Annotated in this window: 11 protein-coding genes and 1 pseudogene; 2 read left to right on the top strand and 10 right to left on the bottom strand. The window is 71.2% G+C overall.

Translation table 11 applies throughout. The annotated features are described in order from the left end of the window. Positions 1 to 37 precede the first annotated feature (37 nt). On the top strand, positions 38 to 2,086 hold the full coding sequence (locus OG870_RS33130; RefSeq protein ID WP_327691781.1) for a glycoside hydrolase family 31 protein: 2,049 nt from the start codon (positions 38 to 40) through the stop codon (positions 2,084 to 2,086). A gap of 61 nt (positions 2,087 to 2,147) precedes the next feature. On the opposite strand, the gene OG870_RS33125 is transcribed toward OG870_RS33130, so the two are convergent. The 7 genes and pseudogenes from OG870_RS33125 to OG870_RS33095 form a co-directional block, all read right to left on the bottom strand. Further along, positions 2,148 to 2,723, bottom strand: coding sequence for a chorismate mutase (locus tag OG870_RS33125; RefSeq protein ID WP_266523792.1), 576 nt, complete (start codon positions 2,721 to 2,723; stop codon positions 2,148 to 2,150). A 77-nt stretch (positions 2,724 to 2,800) separates the two neighbouring features. After that, entirely contained in the window at positions 2,801 to 4,999 is a 2,199-nt protein-coding gene (locus tag OG870_RS33120; RefSeq protein ID WP_327691780.1) for a glycosyl hydrolase family 95 catalytic domain-containing protein, read from the bottom strand. Next, positions 4,996 to 6,978: a beta-galactosidase gene (locus OG870_RS33115; protein ID WP_327691779.1), complete on the bottom strand. Its 1,983-nt coding sequence runs from the start codon at positions 6,976 to 6,978 to the stop codon at positions 4,996 to 4,998. Before OG870_RS33115 ends, OG870_RS33120 begins: the two co-directional genes overlap by 4 nt. After that, positions 6,978 to 7,427: pseudogene (locus OG870_RS33110) on the bottom strand (WD40/YVTN/BNR-like repeat-containing protein); the annotation flags it as partial. The pseudogene OG870_RS33110 and the gene OG870_RS33115, both read right to left, overlap by 1 nt. Before the next feature lie 315 nt (positions 7,428 to 7,742). After that, complete coding sequence (locus OG870_RS33105) at positions 7,743 to 8,678, bottom strand: carbohydrate ABC transporter permease (protein ID WP_266590307.1); 936 nt, start codon at positions 8,676 to 8,678, stop codon at positions 7,743 to 7,745. After that, positions 8,675 to 9,706: an ABC transporter permease gene (locus OG870_RS33100; protein WP_266522267.1), complete on the bottom strand. Its 1,032-nt coding sequence runs from the start codon at positions 9,704 to 9,706 to the stop codon at positions 8,675 to 8,677. Before OG870_RS33100 ends, OG870_RS33105 begins: the two co-directional genes overlap by 4 nt. A gap of 27 nt (positions 9,707 to 9,733) precedes the next feature. Further along, positions 9,734 to 11,419, bottom strand: a complete 1,686-nt coding sequence (locus OG870_RS33095) for an extracellular solute-binding protein (RefSeq protein ID WP_266843763.1) — start codon at positions 11,417 to 11,419, stop codon at positions 9,734 to 9,736. A 324-nt stretch (positions 11,420 to 11,743) separates the two neighbouring features. Between OG870_RS33095 and OG870_RS33090 the strand changes: the two genes are divergently transcribed. Beyond that, positions 11,744 to 14,584, top strand: coding sequence for a glycoside hydrolase family 3 C-terminal domain-containing protein (locus OG870_RS33090; RefSeq protein ID WP_327691778.1), 2,841 nt, complete (start codon positions 11,744 to 11,746; stop codon positions 14,582 to 14,584). A 111-nt stretch (positions 14,585 to 14,695) separates the two neighbouring features. Here the strand turns inward: OG870_RS33090 and OG870_RS33085 are convergent, their stop codons facing one another. From OG870_RS33085 to OG870_RS33075, 3 genes are all read right to left on the bottom strand, one after another. Further along, a complete protein-coding gene (locus OG870_RS33085) occupies positions 14,696 to 16,156 on the bottom strand; it encodes an aldehyde dehydrogenase family protein (protein ID WP_266522260.1) in 1,461 nt (486 codons plus the stop codon). Between the two features lie 270 nt (positions 16,157 to 16,426). Beyond that, on the bottom strand, positions 16,427 to 18,022 hold the full coding sequence (locus OG870_RS33080; protein WP_266843768.1) for a PucR family transcriptional regulator: 1,596 nt from the start codon (positions 18,020 to 18,022) through the stop codon (positions 16,427 to 16,429). A 128-nt stretch (positions 18,023 to 18,150) separates the two neighbouring features. Further along, positions 18,151 to 20,277 carry an ATP-binding protein gene (locus OG870_RS33075; RefSeq protein WP_266926542.1) on the bottom strand — a complete coding sequence of 709 codons (2,127 nt, stop codon included), beginning with the start codon at positions 20,275 to 20,277 and terminating at the stop codon, positions 18,151 to 18,153. Positions 20,278 to 20,352: the final 75 nt, after the last annotated feature.

Here is a 20,352-nt window from a genome sequence, read left to right as displayed (position 1 = left end):
GCACGCCCCTGTCTGCACTCCTTCAGGAGCACCCCTCGTGAATCAGCCTGCCGAAATTCAGCCCAAGGTCAGTCTTGCGCAGTCGTCTCCCACCCTCGGCACGTTCCGCGAGCGGGACGGCGCCCTGGAGTGGAGCGGCCGCCAGGAGACGGTGCGTGTGGAGCCCTGGGGTCCGGACGCGGTCCGGGTGCGGGCCCGGCTCGGTGGACCGATCCTGGGCGGACTGCCGGGCGCCCTGCTCGATGAACCGCCGGCCACCGAGAGCTCCGTGAAGATCGGTGACGCGGAAGGACAGCTGACCGTGGGCGCGCTGACCGTCCACGTCGACGCGGAGGGCCAGATCCGCTTCCTGCGCAGCGAGGACTCCGCCGAGCTCCTCGCGGAGGAACGCGCCCACTTCTGGTGGCCGGGCTCCCGCCTCTACACCGCCGTCGGAGGCGGCCACCACCGCCTGGAGCAGCGCTTCGCCGCCTACGACGACGAGAAGCTGTTCGGCCTCGGCCAGCACCAGCACGGCCGCTTCGACCAGAAGGGCCTGGTCCTCGACCTGATCCAGCGCAACGCCGAGGTCGGCATCCCGGTGCTCTCCTCCAGCCGCGGCTACACCCTCCTGTGGAACAACCCGGCGATCGGCCGCGTGGAGCTGGCGCACAACGGCACCCGCTGGGTGGCCGACTCGGCCCGCCAGATCGACTACTGGATCACCGCGGGCACCCCGGCCGACGGCCAGCGCCGCTACAGCGCGGTGACGGGACGTACGCCGATGCTGCCCGAGTGGGCGGCCGGCTTCTGGCAGTGCAAGCTGCGCTACCGCACCCAGGACGAACTCCTCGCGGTGGCACGGGAGTACAAGCGCCGGGGCCTGCCCATCAGCGCCATCGTCTGCGACTTCTTCCACTGGACGCATCTGGGCGAGTGGAAGTTCGACCCGAGCGAATGGCCGGACCCCGGGGCGATGGTGCGTGAGCTGGAGGAACTCGGCATCAAGCTGGTGGTGAGCGTGTGGCCGTCCGTGTCGCCGCTGAGCGAGAACCACCCGGTGATGGAGCAGCGCGGCTACTTCATCGGCACCCAGTACGGCCCGATGGCGCACGCCGACTGGCCCGACAAGGAGGTCGCCTCCACCGTCCAGGTGGCCTTCTACGACGCCACGAACCCCGACGCCCGTGAGTTCGTGTGGTCCAGGGTCAGGGAGAACTACCTGGAGCCGTACGGCATCACGGCCTTCTGGCTGGACGCCTGCGAGCCGGAGCTCAAGCCCGGGTTCCAGGAGAACCTGCGCTACTGGACGGGCCCCGGCCTGGAGGTCGGCAACAGCTACCCGGCCGAGAACTCCCGCACCTTCTACGAGGGTCTGCGGGCGTCCGGCTCCGGCGACGACGAGATCGTCACCCTCAACCGCTCGGCCTGGGCGGGCAGTCAGCGCTACGGCGCCGCCCTGTGGTCCGGCGACATCGGCACCGACTTCCCGACCCTGCGCCGCCAGATCGCGGCCGGACTCAACACGGCCCTGTCCGGCATCCCCTGGTGGAACACGGACATCGGCGGCTTCCACGGCGGCGACCCCGACGACCCGGCGTACCGCGAGGTGATGGTCCGCTGGTTCCAGTTCGGCGCCCTGTCCCCGCTGATGCGTCTGCACGGCTTCCGCGACCCGGGCATGCCGCTCGGCCCGGAGATGACCGGCGGCCCGAACGAGGTGTGGTCGTACGGCGAGGAGGCCGGCGCGATCCTGGAGCGCTACCTGCGGCTGCGGGACCGCCTGAAGCCGTACGTGCTGGACGTGATGCGGGAGGCGCACGAGGAGGGGCTGCCGCCCATGCGTCCGCTGTTCCTGGAGTTCCCGGAGGATCCGGCGGCCTGGTCGGTGGACGACGCGTATCTGTTCGGGCGGGATCTGCTGGTGGCGCCGGTGCTCACGGCCGGCGCGACGGCGCGGACGACGTACCTTCCGGCGGGGGCGACGTGGACGGACGCGTGGACCGGAGCGACGTATGAGGGTGGTGCGGCCGTGACGGTGGACGCGCCGCTGGACCGTATCCCGTTGTTCCTGCGGGACGGTGCGCGACTGCCTGTCGCCGAGTAGCCGATCGCTGATCACGCGGTCGCCCGCGCCCCTCACGGGGCGCGGGCGGTCCTGTCTCTGGTCAGTTGCGGCAGACGGAGGCCAGGGAGCGGGTGAAGGCCGCGGTGTGCAGCAGGTCCGGGTGTTTCTCGTGGATGACGTCGATGGCGGCCACGGTGAGTTCCGGGCGGCAGGCCGGCGCGGCGCGCCGCGTCGAGGTGTCGGCCAGGGACCGGACCAGGTCCGTGTTGATGCGGTTGATGGTCCGGCGGACGGCATTCAGGTCGGGCTTGGTGGTCGGGGCCTGGTCGGGGCGAGCGGTCCAGCGGGCGTACAGGCCGCGCTGGACGACCTTGTTCGCCTCGATCTGGTCGCGGAAGATCCGGCGGACCTCGTCGGGGTCGGCGCCGATCTGCCGCGCCTGGGCGGCGACGGTGTCGAGGACCACCTGCTCGCGGGCCGGGTCGTCGATGGGGCTGTCGGTGCCCCACTTGGCCGCGGCCACCAGGTCGGCGGTGGCGAGGCGGTCGGCGGCGAGGGAGGCCACCGGGCGGAGAGGGGAGGCCATGGGTGCCGCTGCCGCCGCCGCTGTGCCCGACGTGGCGAGCAGTGCGGCGGCGGCGATCGTGCCGATGCGGAGGGGGGCGGGGAGTCGCATGGTGTCCATGAAACCCCACCCCGACTACGTTCCGGAGGTGGAATCCGGCGCCACTGCGGCGCCGAAGGCCACGGCGGTCACCACGCCTCCAGGGAGAGGACGTGGTCTTCGCCGGCGACGAGGTCGAGCGGCCGTGTGCCGGAGGAGGTCCGGAGTTCGACGCGGTGGGTTCGGGTGGGGCGGATCAGCGCGGTCGCCTGCCGCAGGCTCCAGGTGAGGTCGAGCGCCGCCCCGAACCGGGTGCGGATGCCCAGCAGTCGGCCCTTCGGGTACGCCGCCGGGAGCGCGGGCAACAGGACCAGACGGTCCGGCGTCGACTGCACGAGCATCTCGATCAGCACGGCGGGCAGGGTGTGCGCGGCGTCGGCGTTGTAGACCTCGCGGTCGGGGTAGTGCGCGCTCATCAGGGAGGCGTGGAAGAAGTCGCCCTTGAGGACCTGGCCGAGGGCGTGCGTGACCCGTTCGCCGTCCCGCAGGCGCGCGGCGACGAGGGCGTGGTGCAGATGCCCGTGGGCGGAGTCGTTCTCGGCGCCGCGCAGTTCGAGCGCCCGGTGGGCGGCGGCCGCGAGCTCCGGGGTGTCGTACGGGTTGATCTCGTCGAGCGGCCAGACGCCGTAGAGGTGGCTGAGATGGCGGTGGTCGTAGGTGTCGTCGAGGCCGGGCCAGGCCCATTCGGCGAGGGCGCCGTCGGCGTTGATCCGGTGCGGCGGGATCCGCTGCGCGAGGGCACGCCAGCGGTCGGCCTCGGGGCTGCCCGGGTGGTGCGCAGCGGCGGTCAGCAGTGCGTGCCGGGCGGCCGACAGGTCCATGGCCGCGTTGATCGTGCCCCAACTGGCGTTCGCGGGGCGGTTCTCGGGCGAGTAGGAGGGGACGACGACCAGGTGGCCGTTCTGGTCGGTCCGGTCGAGGAAGTCCTCGTAGAACAGGGCGACCTGGGCGAGGGCGTGGGCGGTGCGCGGATCCCGGGTGCCGCGCGTCTCGTCGTGGTCGACCAGCGGCTTGAGCAGCCAGTCGGCGCCCGCCGTCCACAGGTGCAGCGGGTACTCGCGGTTGAAGTGGTACGTCAGCCCCGACTCGCCGTCGGTGTGGGCGGGGGCGACGACACCGCGGGCCCCGAAGACCGTGCGGGCGTTGACGGCCCAGTCGGAGAGCTGACGCTGAATCAGTGACGCGTGTGCCTCGGTCACTTCGGGGAGCGCGGCGGCCGCCGCGGAGGCCGTCTGGAGGTTGAGGTTGGCGTCGTTGGTGAACGCCCCCGACCAGGCGGTGTTCCAGTCGCCGGTCCACAGTCCGACCAGACGGGGCGGGAACAGGCCGCTCGCGGAGAGCAGGTGGTAGCGGCCGGCGGCGAAGAGACGCTCCAGGAGGGCGGGGCTGTCCGGGCGCGCGAGCAACTCCGAGCCGCACAGGGCGCGTTCGGCGGGTTCCGCGTCCAGGTCCAGGGTGACGCGCTCGTAGGCGGCCCGGTGGCGTTCGGTGTGGCGCTCCAGGAGGGCGTCGTACGGGTCCTCGCCGTCCGGCAGCAGTTCACGCAGGGCGTGGGCCTGGGACGTCGTATCCAGCTCTCCGGTGTGCCGCAGCACCCGGGTCAGCAGCAGGACCGACTCCGCGCCCTCGACCCGCACCCCGGGGGGCGTGAGCGTCGCCCGTCCGCCCGCGGGCACGACGAGCGTCACGCCCGTGTACGCCATGGCGCTGCCGGGGTAGCGGACGCGCAGGGTGAGCAGGGCGCCGTCGGGGGTGAGCACCGCTCCGTCGCCGACGGCGAGAGCCGTGGGCGCGCTCGGCAGCCGGTGGTCCAGGGCGATGTCGAGGTCGGCGGCGGTGACGTGCTGGACGATCACGTCGTCGGCGCGCGACACGAAGACGCGGCTGCTCCGGTCGTCGCAGACCGTCTTCACGACGCCGGTGGTGAATTCGACGGAGCGGCGGTAGTGGCGCGCCTCCTCGCCGGGTGCGGTGCGCAGCCGTATCTGGAAGGCGGGGTGGAAGGGCTGCACCCACTGCAGGTCACGGCCGTCGGTGAAGGTCTCGGCGGCGTGCAGCTCACCTGCCAGCAACTGGTCCTGCAGCAGGGGCAGTTGATCGGCCAGCTTGGGCGGCTGGGCGTTCTCGCTGCCGTTGGGGCGCACGAGGGTGTGATGGGTGACGACGACCCGTTCGTCGTTCGGACCGCCGAACACGAGGGCGCCGTGATGGCCGTTGCCGCTGAGGAAACCGTCCTCCCAGCGGGCGGCGGGGAGGGGTTCCCAGGTTCCGTGGGCGATGTCCGTCACCGCAGCACCGCCACGTCGTACCGGCCCAGGGTCAGCTCGCCCTCGACGGTCGTCCCCGTCAGCAGGTCGTGGTGGCTGCCCGGCAGCTCCACTGTCACCGACTCACGCCCGTGGTTGAGCACGAAGAGCAGATCGCCGCGGCGGACCGCCTCGACCTGGTCGGGCAGACGGTCGAGGACGGGCCGGGCGCCGGCGTCGGCCGCGACCTGCGCGAGGAGGTCGCGCAGCGCCTCGGCCTCGGGGAGCGTGGAGACGTACCAGGCGCTGCCCCGGCGCAGGACGGCGGGCATCCCGTCGAGCTCGCCGCCCTTGTACGTGGCCTCGGCCGTGGCGCCCTCGCCGACTTCGATCTCCTCCGACCACAGGGTCCCGCGGAAGCCGTCGGTCTGCGCGGTCTCCTCCGGGTCCAGCGGCCACCACTCGTGCAGCGTCCGGATGCCGAACAGCTCGCGCAGGCGCGGGTCCATGCCGCCGGGGCGCACCCGGTCGTCCTCGTCGGCAACGCCGGTCAGGAAGCCACAGACGAGGGTGCCGCCGCCGCTCACGTACGCGAGGAGGTTGTCGACCGCCGCGTCCGTGAGGGCGTACAGCTGGGGGACGACGACCATGCGGTAGGCGGTGAGGTCGTGCTCGGGATGGGCGAAGTCGGTGGTGAGGTGGGCCTGCCACAGAGCGCGGTGCCAGGCGGTCAGGACCTGGGGGTAGTCGACCTGGGTGGAGAGACGGCCCTCGTGGGCGCCGGCCCACCAGGAGTGCCAGTCGTGCAGGATCGCGATGTCGCGTCCGCTGTGACTGTCCGTCACCTCCTCACTGATCCGGGCGAGTTCGGCCCCGAGCTGCTTGACCTCCTGGTAGGTGCGGCCCTGCTCCCCCGCGTGACTCAGCATCCCGGAGTGGAACTTCTCCGCGCCCTGCCGGGACTGCCGCCACTGGAAGTAGCAGACGGCGTCGGCGCCGCGGGCGACGGCCTGGAGGGACCAGAGACGGTTGAGGCCGCGCGGCTTGGGGTGGTTGACGCCGCGCCAGTTGACCGGTCCGGCCGCCTGCTCCATCAGCATCCAGGGCCCGCGGGCCTGCGAGCGGGTCATGTCCTGTACGAGGGCCCCCTGCTGGGCGCCGAGGGGGTCGCGCGGGTCGGGGTAGATGTCGACGGAGACGACGTCCTCCTCCTCCACCCACCGCCAGGCGTCCTGCCCGACCCACAGCGGCATGAAGTTGGTGGTGACGGGGACCTGGCCCGGTGTGTGTCGCCGCACGATGTCCCGCTCGGCGATGTAGCACTCCAGAAGCATGTCGGACGTGAACCGCTTGAAGTCCAGGACCTGGCCCGGGTTCTTCATGTAGTGCGCGTGGCGGGGCGGCAGGACCTCGTTCCAGTCGCCGTAGCCCTGACTCCAGAAGGCGGTGCCCCAGGCGGAGTTGAGCTCGTCGAGGGTGCCGTACTTCGCCTGCAGCCAGTGGCGGAAGCGGGTGGCGGCCTCGTCGCCCCAGTCGAAGGTGCAGTACTCGTTGTTGATGTGCCACATGGTGAGGGCGGGGTGGCTGCCGTAGCGGGCGGCGAGGTCCTCGGTGATGGCGGCGGCGTAGCGGCGGTAGGCGGCGCTGGAGTGCGAGAAGTGCTGCCGCCCACCCCACCATTCGGTACGGCCGTCCTCGTCGCGGGGCAGCGACTCGGGGTGCAGACGGCCGAGCCAGGGCGGGGGCGAGGAGGTGGGGGTGGCGAGGACGACACCGATGCCGTTGTCGTGCATCAGGTCCATCAGCCGGTCGAGCCAGCGGAACTCCCGTGCCCCGGGGCTGGGTTCGAGCTTCGCCCAGGAGAAGACGCCGAGGGTGACGGAGTTGACGCCGGCGTCCTTCATCAGCCGGACGTCCTCGGGCCAGGTCTCCTCGGGCCACTGCTCGGGGTTGTAGTCGCCGCCGAAGAGGATGCGGCCGCGGGTGGCGACACTCAGGCCGGGCTGGGAGTTCGGGGGCATCAGACGGGCTCTCCGTACTGGATTCCGCGCCCGTTGGTGGCGAGGTAGACACGGCCGTGGAGGCGGGGGTCGCCGGTGATGGCCGCGCCAGTGTAGCCCCACCGGTGCTGGTCGTCGTTGATCCGCGTCCAGGTCTTCGCCTCGTCGTCGGAGCGGTACACGGCGGTGATGGTCTCGGTGGAGCCGACCATGTACACCGCCGGGTAGGAGGCGCCCCGGGCGGCCTTGCCGAAGCCGAGGGTGTACGACGCCCGGCAGCTGCTCACCTTGGTGAAGGTCGCACCGCCGTCGGTCGAGCGGTACAGGCCGTTCCGCTTCAGGCTCAGCCACAGATGCCCGGAGCGTCCCGGGGTCACGGCCAGCTGGAACTCGCTGTCGCCCGAGTTCAGGCCGGTGGCCCGCGCGGCGAAGGTCCGGCCGCTGTCGGTGCTGGCGTGCAGTGTGCCGGTCGTGGCATTGCGCCAGCAGTAAGCGGGGGCAGCGGCCTCTGCCTCGGCAGCGTGCGCGCGGCCGGGAAGAAGCGGTACGGCGGTGCCTGCGGCGGCGGCCGCGGCCCCGGCGAGAACGGCACGCCTGCTCAGGCGGGACGCGTGCATGACACATACCTCGTTCTGCAAGAGGGGTGAGTTCCATGAGAGGGGGACGCGGAAGGCGCTTAGGGGCGCGGGGCAGTATCAGTGTGCGGCTCCGCCGCGTGGGCGCGACCAGCCACAACGAACTGCAGCCGCCACACGACAACAGGCACCCCACCGAGTAGGCGCAGGTCAGCCCTTCACTGCGCCGGTGAGCATGCCCTTCTTGAAGTGCCGCTGCACGAACGGCGACAACACGGCCACCGGCAGCAGAGCCATCACCATCACCGCCATCTGCACAGCAAGCCCGGACAGCTGCCCGGTCCTGATGGCCTGCCCCAGTCCCACCGGCGCCTCCTGCTTCTGCACCAGCTGGATCATGACGTTCTGCAGCGGCATCATGTCCTGGTTGTTCAGGTACAGCGACGCGTTGAACCAGGCGCTCCAGTACCCCACGGCGTAGAACAGCGTGATGACCGCCAGCACCGCACGCGACAACGGCATCACGATCTGCCACAGAATCCGGAAGTCCCCGGCTCCGTCGATCCGCGCGCTGTCGGTGAGCTCCTGCGAGATCCCCATGAAGAAACCGCGCAGCACAAGGATGTTGAACACGCTGAGCGCACTGGGCAGGATCAGCGCGAGATACGAATCCGTCAGGCCGAGCGACTGCACCAGCAGATACGTCGGGATGAGACCGGCGCTGAAGAACATCGTCGCCAGCAGGACCATCAGGATCCACCGGTGCCCCAGCGAGCCGATCCGGGAGAGACCGTACGCGCACAGCACGGACACCGTCATCGAGAACACCGTGCCGACGAGGGTGACGAGGATGCTGATGATCGTCGCGCGGGTCACCTGGCCGCCACTGAGCAGTTCCTTGTAGGCGATGAAGGTGATGTCCTTCGGGACCATCACCAGACCGCCGGCCTCAGTGATCGTCTTCTTGCTGGAGAGGCTCGTGACGATCACGATCCACAGCGGGAAGAGGACGCCCAGGCAGGCGAGGCCCAGCACGACGCCCTTGCCGGCCGCGCCCGCCTTGGAGGGCTCCTCCTCCCAGGTCGGCCGCTCAGGGGCCGCCCACCTGAACGTCTTGCTCGCCGGTTCGTCGATGACCGCGGTCATTTCTTGTACACCCCCTGCTCGCCCATGAGATGGGCCACCTTGTTCGCGGCGAGGACCAGACCGATGCTGACCACGCCCTTGACGAGTCCGGCGGCGGCCGCGTAACCGAAGTCCTGGTTGCGGACGCCGTTCCACCACACGAAGGTGTCGAGGACTTCGGCGGCGCCCGGCCCCACGGCATCACGCTGCAGCAGGATCTGTTCGAAGCCGACGGTCAGCGCGTCCCCGACCCGCAGGACGAGCAGGAGCGCGACGACCGGGCGCAGCGCGGGCAGGGTGACGTGCCACATGCGGCGCCAGCGGCCGGCGCCGTCCATCGCGGCGGCCTCGTACAGGTCCGGGGAGACCGAGGCCAGCGCTGCGAGGAAGACGATGATCCCCCAGCCGGCGTCCTTCCAGACGCTCTGCGCGGTGATCAGGAACTTGAAGGTGGCCGCGTTGGTCATGATGTCGATGCCGCCATGGCCGTGCTCCCGCAGCAGTTGGGAGAGCATCCCGGCGCCGCCGAACATCTGCTGGAAGACGGCGATGACGAGCACCCAGGAGAAGAAGTGCGGCAGATAGAGGACGGCCTGTGCGAACGCCCGCACCCGGGGCCTGACCACGCTGTTGATGAGCAGCGCGAGCAGGATCGGGATCGGGAAGAACAGCACCAGCTGGAGGATGAACAGCACCAGCGTGTTCTGGACGGCGTCCCAGAAGGCCGAGTCCTGGAACATCTGCTGGAAGTTGGCCAGGCCGACCCAGGGGCTGTGCAGCATCGAGACGATGCCGTTGTCGCTGACGTAGGGGTCGTAGTCCTCGAAGGCGACGATGTTGCCGAGGATCGGCACGTAGTTGAAGACCACGAGCAGCAGCAGCGCGGGCAGCGTCATCAGCAGCAGCACGCGGTCGCGTCTGAACCTCAGCCGGAAGCCGAGCTTTCCGGCCCGTTTCCGGGAACCGGTGGCGTCGCCGGACGCCACCGGGGTCTTCGTCGGACTCGTCTTCGCCTCGGCCCTGGTGCGAGGCACCGTGCTGTGGGACACGGCCGTTCTCCTTGCCTCGGTACCGGGTCAGTTCGCCGAGCCGTTGTCGTCGAGCAGCTTCTTGTACCAGTCGCGCAGCTTGTCTCCGCCCTGCTTCTTCCAGTCGGAGACGGCCTGCTGCATGTCGCTGATCTTCCTGTGGCCGCGGAGGACGTCGTCCTCGAGCTTCTCGAAGTCGTTGGAGAGGTTGGTGTAGCGGGCGGGCTCGGTGATCTGCAGGCCCCAGAAGGACGACTTCTTGGTGAAGGCGCCCATCCGCTGCTGCCACTCGACGCTGGCCTTGGTGATGTCCGGGTAGTCGGGGTGGGCGATGGTCGCGGCGGGGCTCGCGACCATGACGTAGGCGTTGAGGACCTCGTTGTTGCCCTTGTCGTTCTTGACGGGCACACCGTTCTTCAGCGTGTAGTGGGTGCCCTCGACCCCGTAGTTGGTCATCATCCACTCCTTGGTGCCGTACGGCGCCGCGGTGACGTTGGCGACGGCCAGCACGTCCCGGATGACGGACTCGGATGCCTTCTTGTTGATGAAGGCGAAGATGCCGGCCGGCTGCTCGGCCCACAGGGTGGGGTTGCCGCCGTCGTGGCCGAAGAGGTCCATGCCCCAGACCTTGAAGTCCGGGTTCTGGGCGGCCTGGGCCGACTGCTGCCCCCACCAGTTGGTGATGTTGTTGTTCCAGATCAGGAACTCGCCGGAGCCGAACTTGCTGGCCGGGTCGGTGGCCTGGCCCGCCTTGAAGTCGGGGTGGACGTACCCGGCGGCGAACAGCTTGCGGGCCCACTCCAGCGCTTCGAGGTACTCCGGGGTCTCGATGCGGTAGGTCATCTTGCCGTCGGCGAGGTTCCAGCCGAGGGGCTTCTCCGAGCCGGAGAGCACGCCGAAGATCTCGAACGCGGTCCACTTCATGTCGCCGCAGGCCCAGCGCTTGGCCCTGGCGTTGGTGATCTCCTTGCACAGGGCCGTGAACTCGTCGGCCGACTTGGGGAGGTCGTACCCCTCCTTGTCGAAGATGTCCTTGCGGTAGAGCGGGATGATGCCCGTGACGTACGGGCTCGGCTGGGGCAGGCCGCGCAGTTTGCCGCCGAAGATCGACCGCTGCCAGGCGTCGGTCGGGATCGTCGCGAGGTTCGGGTACTCCTTGGCCTTGTCCCCGGACAGGTACGGGGACAGGTCGGCGAACTTGCTGGTGATGGCGCTGGGTATCTTGCCGCCCATGTTCCAGCCGGGGATGACCACCACGTCGGGGACGTCACTGGAGGCGAGGACCGCGCCGAGCTTCTGGTCGTAGGTGTTGCCGTCCTGGTTCTGCCACTGGACGTCGACGCCGATCAGGCTGTTCATCGACGTGTAGTACGGGTTGTTCTGCTTCGGCGGCGAGCCCCAGAACGGCGACATGATCGTCACCTTGCCGCCCTTGCCGAGCTTCTTCGGCACGGACGTCTTGAGGTCGGCCATCGCCAGCTCGCGGGTGAAGCCCATCGCCGAGCCGTTCTTGGACGGGATGTCCGGCGTCACCACATTGCTGGCCAGGTAGGCCGGGAGGATCTTCTTCGCGTTCTTCCCCGACGTCGTGCCCCCGCCCGACCCGCCGTTCGAACTCCCACACGCGGCAAGCAGAGGCATCCCGCCCGCCACCGCTGCGGTGGCGACCGCGGTGGAGGCGAGGAAGCTTCTCCGGCTGGGCCCGGAGGAGGCGGAAGCGGCGTTCGGCGTCATTGCGTCAACCCTTCATGGCGCACCAGGACACCCGGCGGTGGCCGTCGGCTGCGGTGTCTTGAGTGGAACTGGCTGAGCTGAAGCGCCCCTACGATCAATGCCTTGGGGCCTCGTAGTCGAAGCGCTTCGATGTGGTGTGAGGCTAGGTGAACTGCTGGGGGTGCACAAGGGTCCCTTCCAAGATTCCTCCGAGCTGTCTCAACTGACCTTTTCTTATGTGCCCCTTGAAGCGACGGTGAGCGTCTCTTGACACACGGCCGTACGTCGAATGAGCATCGAAGCGCTTCGAAAGGCTAAGCCGCTCCATCGCAAGGGGATCCCCACGTGACCGCACACACGCCGCCCACGCCACCGTTCCGCGACCCGCAACTGCCGTTCGCGAAGCGCATCGACGACCTGTTGGAGCGGCTCACGCTCGACGAGAAGATCTCCTTCCTGCACCAGTTCGTGCCCGGGGTGGAACGCCTGGGCATCGAGGCCTTCCGCACCGGGCAGGAGGCGCTGCACGGTGTCGCCTGGATGGGGCCGGCCACCGTCTTCCCGCAGGCCGTGGGCCTCGGCGCGACCTGGAACACGGACCTCGTACGCCGGGTCGGCGAGGCAGTGTCCAAGGAGATCCGCGCCCTGCGCGCCCACGACGACCGCGTCGGCCTCAACGTCTGGGCCCCCACCGTGAACCTCCTGCGCCACCCCCTGTGGGGCCGCAACGAGGAGGGCTACTCCGAGGACCCGAAACTGACGTCGGCCATCGCCACCGCGTACACCCGCGGACTGCGCGGGGACCACCCGACGTACTGGCGCACCGCCCCCGTCCTCAAGCACTGGCTCGCCCACAACAACGAGACGGACCGGGCCACTTCGTCGAGTTCGGTCCGCCCCCGCGTGCTGCACGAGTACGACCTGCGTGCCTTCCGCGAGACCGTCGAGGCGGGCGGGGTGGCCGGGGTGATGCCGGCGTACAACCTGGTCAACGGCCGCCCCAACCACGTCTCCCCGTACCTGCGCGAGCACCTGCGTGCCTGGACCGACCAGGATCTGCTGGTCTGCTCGGACGCGGGCGCGCCCTCCAACCTGGTCGACCACGAGCACTACTACGACACCCACGAGGAGGCGACGGCGGCCTCGCTGCTGGCGGGCGTCGACAGCTTCACCGATCACGGGACGGACAGTTCGCAGATCGCCGGACGGGTCAACAAGGCGTATGCGGACGGTCTGTTGACCGAGGCCGACATCGACCTGGCCGTCCGCCGCCAGCTCTCCGTCCGCTTCCGGCTCGGCGAGTTCGACCAGGCCTACGACCCGCACGCGCTCACCGCGGAGTTCGACACCCCGCACCACCAGGCGCTCGCCCGGGAAGCGGCCGAGCAGGCGGTCGTGCTCCTCAAGAACGACGGACTGCTGCCGCTGGCCCCCGGCACCCGCCTCGCCGTGGTCGGCCTGCTCGCCGACGAATGCAAACGCGACTGGTACAGCGGCACCCTCATCCACCGCTCCACCCCGCTGGAGGGCCTGTACGAGCGGTTCGGCGCCGAGCACGTGGAGTTCGCGGAGGGCGTGGACCGGGTGCTCCTGAAGACGTCCTCCGGTGCGTTCGTGCACGTGCCCGCGGCCGTCGGCGCCACCGACGAGGTGCGCGGTGCCGAGGGCGCCCTCGACCCGGCGCTGCTCGCGGGCCGCACCGACCTGCCCCCGCTCACCACCGCCACCGACGGCACCGAGTTCGCCCTGGTCGACTGGGGCGAGGGCGTCCTCACGCTGCGCGCCCCCGACGGCCGCTATCTCTCGGTGGCCGACGACGGCTACGTACGTGCCTCCGCGGACCAGCCGGGCGGCTGGGTCGTGCAGGAGACGTTCCGGCTGGAACCTCATGAGAGCGGGCACCTCCTCAGGCACATCGGTACGGGTCGCCACGTCTCTGTCGCCGCGGACGGAGTAAAGGTTGCCGACGAGAATCCGGAAACGTTCGAGCTCATCGTGACCGAACGCGGCGACGACGCAGTAACGCAGGTCACTGCCGGGGCGGACGTGGTGCTGGTGGTCGCGGGCAACGACCCGCACATCAACGGCCGCGAGACCGAGGACCGCAGCACGCTGCGGCTGCCCGCCCAGCAGGAGCGCATCCTGCGCGCCGCCCGCGCCGCCAACCCGAACACGGCGCTCGCGCTGATCTCCGCGTATCCGTACGCCATCGAGACCGCCTCCCTCCCGGCGGTGCTGTGGACCGCGCACGGCGGCCAGGCCGCGGGCACGGCTCTGGCCCGTGTGCTGTCCGGCGACGTCTCCCCCGCGGGCCGCCTCCCGCAGACCTGGTACGAGAACGACGCCGACCTGCCCGACCTCCTCGACTACGACGTGATCGGCGGCCGCCAGACGTACCTGTACTTCGAGGGGACGCCGCTGTTCCCGTTCGGGCACGGCCTGTCGTACACGTCGTTCGCCTACTCCGACCTGTCGGTGCGCGTCGAGGGCGGGACGGCGCACGTCGCTTTCACGGTCACCAACACCGGTGACGTCACGGCCGACGAGGTCGCGCAGCTCTACACGCGCGCCGTCGAGTCCACGCTCCCCCGCCCGCGCCGCGAGCTGCTCGCCCACCGCCGGATCACGCTGGCGCCCGGCGCGCGGGAGCAGCTGTCCTTCGAAGTCCCCTTGTCCGCCTTCGAGTTCTGGGACGTGGCCCGGGGCGGATGGCGCCTGCAGTCGGGCCCCTACGACCTCATGGCCGGCGCCTCCAGCGAGGACATCCGCCTGCGTACGACGGTGATCCTGGACGGCGAGCCGGGCGCCCCGCGCCCCGTCCTGCGGCACGGCCTGAACGCGGCCGACTTCGACGAGCAGAGCGGCGCCGCGATCGTCGACCGTACGAAGACGTCGGGGGACGCGGTGACGTCGCTCGCGGACCGGAGTGCCGAACTGATCTACCGCGACTGCGACTTCGGGGACGGCGTCACGGAGGTGACGGTCACCGTGGCCGGCGAGGGCGTCGTGGAACTGTCCCTCGGCGGGGGCGCGGTGCTCGCCTCACTGACACCGGACCCGGCCGATCCGGACGACCTGTACGCCTACACCACGCTCGGCGCCGGCATCGTCGCCGAGGGCGTGCGCGACGTACACCTCAGGCTGCGCGGCCCACTGCGGCTTGCGCATGTCGGCTTCTCCGGTTGAGGGTCCGGAGAAGGCCGATTTGAAGAAGGGGCCCGGCACCGGAAGGCATCGGTGCCGGGCCCCTTCGGGAGCCTATATGAAAATGGTTCCCATTAGCTAGCCATCCATCGGCTAGAGCGCGAGCCCGGTCAGGACCAGCACGCGCTCGTACGTGTAGTCGTCCATCGCGAACTTCACGCCCTCGCGTCCCACACCGGACTGCTTGGCACCGCCGTACGGCATCTGGTCGGCGCGGTAGGAGGGGACGTCGCCGATCACGACACCGCCGACCTCCAGGGCGCGGTGGGCGCGGAAGGCGGCCTGGAGGTCGTGGGTGAACACGCCCGTCTGGAGGCCGTACTTGGAGGAGTTGGCGGCGGCGAGGGCCTCGGCCTCGCCGTCCGTCTTCTGCACGGTGAGGACCGGTCCGAAGACCTCCTCGCAGGAGAGGGTGACATCGGCCGGTACGTCGGTGAGGACGGTCGGCGCGTAGGAGGCGCCGTCGCGGTCGCCACCGGTCAGAAGGGTGGCGCCGGACTCGACGGCCTCCTTGACCCAGGACTCGACGCGCTTGGCCGCGTCCTCGCTGACCAGCGGGCCGACGTCCGTCTTGTCGTCGCCCGGGTCGCCGGTGACCTGGGCCTCGACGGCGGCGACGATGCGCGGCAGCAGGCGGTCGTACACGGAGGCGTCCGCGATGACCCGCTGCACGGAGATGCAGGACTGGCCGCCCTGGTAGTTGGAGAACGTCGCGATGCGGGTGGCGGCCCAGTCGAGGTCGGCGTCGCTCGCGAAGTCGCCGAGGACGACGGCCGCGCCGTTGCCGCCCAGTTCCAGCGTGCAGTGCTTGCGCGGCACCGAGTCCATGATCGCGTAGCCGACCTTCTCGGAACCGGTGAAGGAGATGACCGGCAGGCGCTCGTCCTGGACCAGGGCGGGCATCTTGTCGTTGGCGACCGGGAGGATGCTCCAGGACCCGGCCGGGAGGTCGGTCTCGGCGAGCAGGTCGCCGATGATCAGGCCGGAGAGCGGGGTGGCGGGTGCCGGCTTGAGGATGATGGGCGCACCGGCGGCGATCGCGGGCGCGATCTTGTGGGCGCACAGGTTGAGGGGGAAGTTGAAGGGCGCGATGCCGAGCACGACGCCCTTCGGGAAGCGGCGGGTGAGGGCGAGACGGCCCTGACCGCCGGCGTCGGTGTCGAGGCGCTGGGCCTCGCCGCCGTTGAAGCGTCGGGCCTCCTCGGCGGCGAACCGGAAGACGGAGACGGCGCGGCCGACCTCGCCGCGGGCCCACTTGATCGGCTTGCCGTTCTCGGCGGAGATCAGCTGCGCGATCTCCTCGGTGCGCTCCACGAGCCTGCGGCTCACGTGGTCGAGGGCGGCGGCGCGGACGTGGGCAGGGGTGGCGGCGAAGTCCTCGCGGACGGCGTGGGCGGCGGCGACGGCCTCCTCGACCTGGGCGTCGCTCGGCACGCTCACCTTGCCGACGAGCCGGCCGTCCCACGGGGAGGTGACGTCGAAGGTGTCCTCGCCGGTGGCCTGGCGGCCGGCGAGCCAGAAGGCGGTGGTGGCTGCGACGTTGCTCTGGGGCATGTGCGGGTCCGGCCCTTCCGCGTTAGGGGGTGTGCGGGGTGGTTGTGGGTCCACGGTAGGGCGGTGGGGGCGGGGGTGCGCTTGTCCGGGGCGTACTGGTCGGCGGGCGGGGTGCGCCGGATTGGCGCGGTGGTGGGTGCGAGGGGTTGCACGGGGTGCACGGGAGGGGTCTTTCGCCCCGCCGCCCTTGCCCGTCCCCTCCCCAGGGGCTCCGCCCCCGGACCCCCGCTCCTCAAACGCCGGAGGGGCTGAAATCAGCCAGGGCTGGTTTTACCCCGGGCTGGAGTCGCCTGCCGATGTCGCCTTCAGGGCAAGCCACAGTTCCATCCGTACGTCCGGGTCGTCCAGGGATCGGCCGAGGATCTCCTCCACCCTTCGCATCCGGTAGCGCAGGGTGTGTCGGTGGACCCCCAGGTCGGCCGCTGCCGCGTCCCACTGGCCGTGGTGGGAGAGCCATGCCCGCAGCGAGGCCACCAGATCGCCGCGCCCGGTCGCGTCGTGCTCGTACAGCGGGCGCAGCAGCCCGTCCGCGAACGCCTTCACCGCGTCGTCGGCGAGCAGGGGCAGCACGGATCCGGCCGCCAGCTGCTCGTGCGCCACGCACACCCGTCCCCGGCGCCGGGCCACCGACAGCGCCTGTTCGGCCTGCTTGTACGCCGCCGCGGCCGCGATCGGCCCCACGGGCGCCGACAGCCCCACCACGACCTCGTCCCCGTCACCGCCGGCCGGCTCCCGCGCGGCTTCCAGGGCCGCCGCGTACTCACCGCACGCGGCGACCGCCGCACCTCCGTCGGGGGCCAGCACGATCAGCCGTTCCCCCTCGGGCACGACCAGTACGGCCTCCCCCGCCCGCGCGGCCGCAGACTCCACGGCCTCGGCGAGCGCGGCCAGCGGGTCGCCGCCGGCGTCGGCGGCCACCCTCGTGGCCGTCTCGGCGACGATCATCCGGAAGGGGGCGTCGAGGAGGCCTCCGTACAGGTGGCCCGCGACGGCACGCGCATGGTCCGGCTCCCCCGCGAGGAGCATGCGCAGCACCGCCGCGCCGATCCGCTGTTCCGCGGCGTGGAGCGACCTGGAGCGTTCCGTCGTCAGTGTCAGCAGCGCGATCGCCGAGTGGACCGCGTACCGCTCGGCCGTGCCGAGGGCCGCCGCGGTGCCCACCGCGAGCGCCGCGCGCGGGCGGCGCCCGGTGCCCAGGGAGTGCAGTTCGACGCGGTCCTCGTTGTCCGGAGGCCCGACCACCGAGGACGCCGGCGCCGGCCGCTCCCGCAGCCGCTCCACGTCCGCGGTGAGGCGCGCGGCGCGCCTGCCCGCCCACTCCGGTGCGGTGGCGACGACGGCGCCCGAGGCGTCGTAGAGCGCCGCCCAGCCGTCGACCTGCGAGGCGAGTCCGGCGAGCAGGCCCTCAGGACCGTCGGTGAGCGCCTGCTTCGTCAGTTCCCGCTGTGCGGCGAAGCCCGCCGTCACCGCCCGGTACTGGTCGGCGGCGATCTCGGCGGACACGGCCTTGCTGATGGCGAGGAAGGGCGTGCGGCGCGGTACTTCGAGCAGCGGCAGCCCTTGCTCCCGAGCCGCGTCGACCAGCGCCTTCGGGGTCTCCTCGTAGTTGACGCCGACGGCGAAGCCGAGGCCCACCACGCCGGCCTCCGCCAGCCGCTTCACATACCGCCGCATCGCCTGCGGATCCTCGGCGTCCAGCTTCAGCGCGGTGATCAACAGCAGCTCCCCGCCGTCCATGTAGGGCACCGGATCGGCGAGCTCGCTGACATGCGCCCAGCGGACGGGCACGTCCAGGCGGTCCTCACCCGCGCGCACGGTCAGCTTGAGCGCGGAGTGGTGGACGAGCGAGGCGAGCGTCGGGGGCATGAGGCCTTCAGGTCGGCGGGACTGTCTGCGGAGATCACGCGAACAGGGTGATCTTTTGGCCGCCACGTATGAACGACCTCTGCCGATTCTGCCTCACCGTACGGTCACGCGTGCTGTGACGGAGGGACCTATCCCCTCAGATCCACCAGCAGCGGTGGCGCGTGCTCCCCCTTCACGTTCGTCAGCGACAGCACCGCATGCCCCGGCGGCACCCCGTGCGCCAGCTCGGACGCCGACCACCGCTCGCGTTCGACCTGCCGGACGGTCACGGCCCGCTGGGTCGGCGCCTTGCCGGTGATCACGCGGCGCAGTACGTGCAGGGCCTTCCCCGCCGGGGTCTCGGCGATGATCTGCCGGTCGGTGACGTCCCGCGCCTCGGTCCACTCCTTCCCCCACACCTCGGCGAAGTCCTGGCCGTCCCACGGGGTGAGCCCGGACAGCGCCATCCGGCATCCGGTGGAGCCGAGCAGCGGACCGCGCAACGGCCTCGGTACGTCGTCCAGGGAGCGCAGGGTGAGCACGGCGCCGGCGTTCGCCGACCGCAGCCGCTGGATCCCGCGCACCGCCTCCGGGGTCACCACCCCGGACGCGTCGTCCAGCACCAGACAGGCGAACAGTGACCGGTCCTCGCGCATCGCCACGCTCGCCGTGAACTGTGCGAGCACCAGCCGTGCCAGCATCCGCGAGGCGTCCGCGTGCCCACGCTCGGGCAGGTCGATGCGGACCCGCACCGGGTGGTCCAGGGCCTTGAGGGAGAACGGCTTGGACTGCCCGGACGTGTCGAAGAACGCGGCGAAGGCGGGCCGGTCGAGCAGCGCCACCCGGTCCGCGAGCACCGCCGCCACATCACCTGGGTGCCCCAACTGCCGCTCTCGCGCGTCCAGTTCACGCAACAGCGACTCCTGGCCCGAGCCCTGCAGCGCCGTGCGCAGCGTGTCCAGCGGACCGGGCGCTCCGTCGAGCAGCTGCCGCAGCTCCGGCACGGAGGGGAAGCGGCCGTGGACCGCCCGGAACGGTCCCAGAAGCTGGGCGAGCACGGTCGTGGACCGACGGCTGTCACTGCCCGGGTGCGGATCGGCGAGGTCCCCGACCAGCGCCTCTGCCAGCACGGCCGCGGCCTCGTCGGGGTCGCCGCTCCCGCCGTACAGGTCCAGGTCGTACACCGATTCCGGATGCCCGATCCGTACGACGACGTCGTACGCGTCGACCGGCCCGAGCCCCGCTCCCGCCGCGCCGACCACGACGACCGCGGCCCGTCCGGCGAGGGCGTGCAGGCACAGCGACTCGGCGAGCGGCCGCACCACCGTGCCGGTCTTGCCGGAGCCGGCCGGGCCGACGGCGAGCAGCGAGGTGCCGAGCAGATCGGGGTCGAGGCCGAGGCCGGCGCCGCGGTAGGCGTACGGGTTGCGGGGGTCGTCGGCGGTGATGCCGAGCCGCACCTGCCCGGTCAGCAGGTCGTGCCGGGAGAGCCGGGCCGGCAGGTCACGCTCCCCGGAGGGGTGCAGACAGGCGGCGGCGCCGTCCTTGAGCACGGCGCCGGTGAACGCGGCGAGGGTGTGCCGGCCGCTGCGCACGCCCTGCCAGGCGCGGACGATCCGGGCGTGGTCCACGTCCCGCATCAGCCCGGAGCGGGCCTCGCCGGCGAGGCGCTCGGCGGCGTCGACGGCTCCGGCGGCGCGGAGCTGGGGCCACTCGGCGGGGTCCTGTTCGGGGGCGGGCGGGCGTTCGGTGCGGGGCGCCGACCGGCGGTTCCAGGCGGGCGGGCCGTAGCGGCGCCAGATCTCGCCCCACCGTCCGAGCCTGCCGACGCCGATCATGATGACCAGGGCGATCAGCACGTAGTAGGCGTAGACGACCACGACCGAGGCGAAGCTGTGGGGCTCGGCCCAGGAGCCGGGGATCATCGCGTAGAGCGGGAGCAGCCACCAGCCGCCGAGGTAGCCGTTCCACAGCAGCGACCAGATCAGCCAGCCGACGAGGAAGGCGATCACCGCGCCGCTGACCAGTTGGCGGGCGGGGATGAGTTCGGGCTCCTCCTCCGGCCGGGGCCGGTGCCCGAACCGCCACACGCCCGGCGCCACCTCCGGCCGCGGCGCGCGCAGCCACGTCAGGAACGCCGACCCGTCCGGCCGCGGTGGCACATCCGGCGCCGCGGGAGGCCGGGCCGGCATCGCCGGAACCTGCGGTGGCCCCGCCGGACGCGGCACAGGATTCGCGTGCGTACCCCGTGCGTCGTGCGTGCCGTCGCTGTCCATCGCCCTCGCTCCCTGACCAGCCGTTCCGTCCTCAGCGGTCAATCTAACGCCCCCGCCAAGGGAGTTCACCGCTTA

The sequence above is a fragment of the Streptomyces sp. NBC_00461 genome, from assembly GCF_036013935.1.
In the GTDB taxonomy this organism is placed as follows: domain Bacteria; phylum Actinomycetota; class Actinomycetes; order Streptomycetales; family Streptomycetaceae; genus Streptomyces.
This window is presented reverse-complemented; position numbering and strand designations above follow the sequence as displayed.

Coding starts and splice junctions, on each gene's coding strand:
- OG870_RS33075 (WP_266926542.1), bottom strand. CDS start 20,277: ATGGACAGCGACGGCACGCACGACGCACGGGGTACGCACGCGAATCCT.
- OG870_RS33080 (WP_266843768.1), bottom strand. CDS start 18,022: ATGCCCCCGACGCTCGCCTCGCTCGTCCACCACTCCGCGCTCAAGCTG.
- OG870_RS33125 (WP_266523792.1), bottom strand. CDS start 2,723: ATGCGACTCCCCGCCCCCCTCCGCATCGGCACGATCGCCGCCGCCGCA.
- OG870_RS33105 (WP_266590307.1), bottom strand. CDS start 8,678: ATGACCGCGGTCATCGACGAACCGGCGAGCAAGACGTTCAGGTGGGCG.
- OG870_RS33095 (WP_266843763.1), bottom strand. CDS start 11,419: ATGACGCCGAACGCCGCTTCCGCCTCCTCCGGGCCCAGCCGGAGAAGC.
- OG870_RS33115 (WP_327691779.1), bottom strand. CDS start 6,978: ATGCCCCCGAACTCCCAGCCCGGCCTGAGTGTCGCCACCCGCGGCCGC.
- OG870_RS33085 (WP_266522260.1), bottom strand. CDS start 16,156: ATGCCCCAGAGCAACGTCGCAGCCACCACCGCCTTCTGGCTCGCCGGC.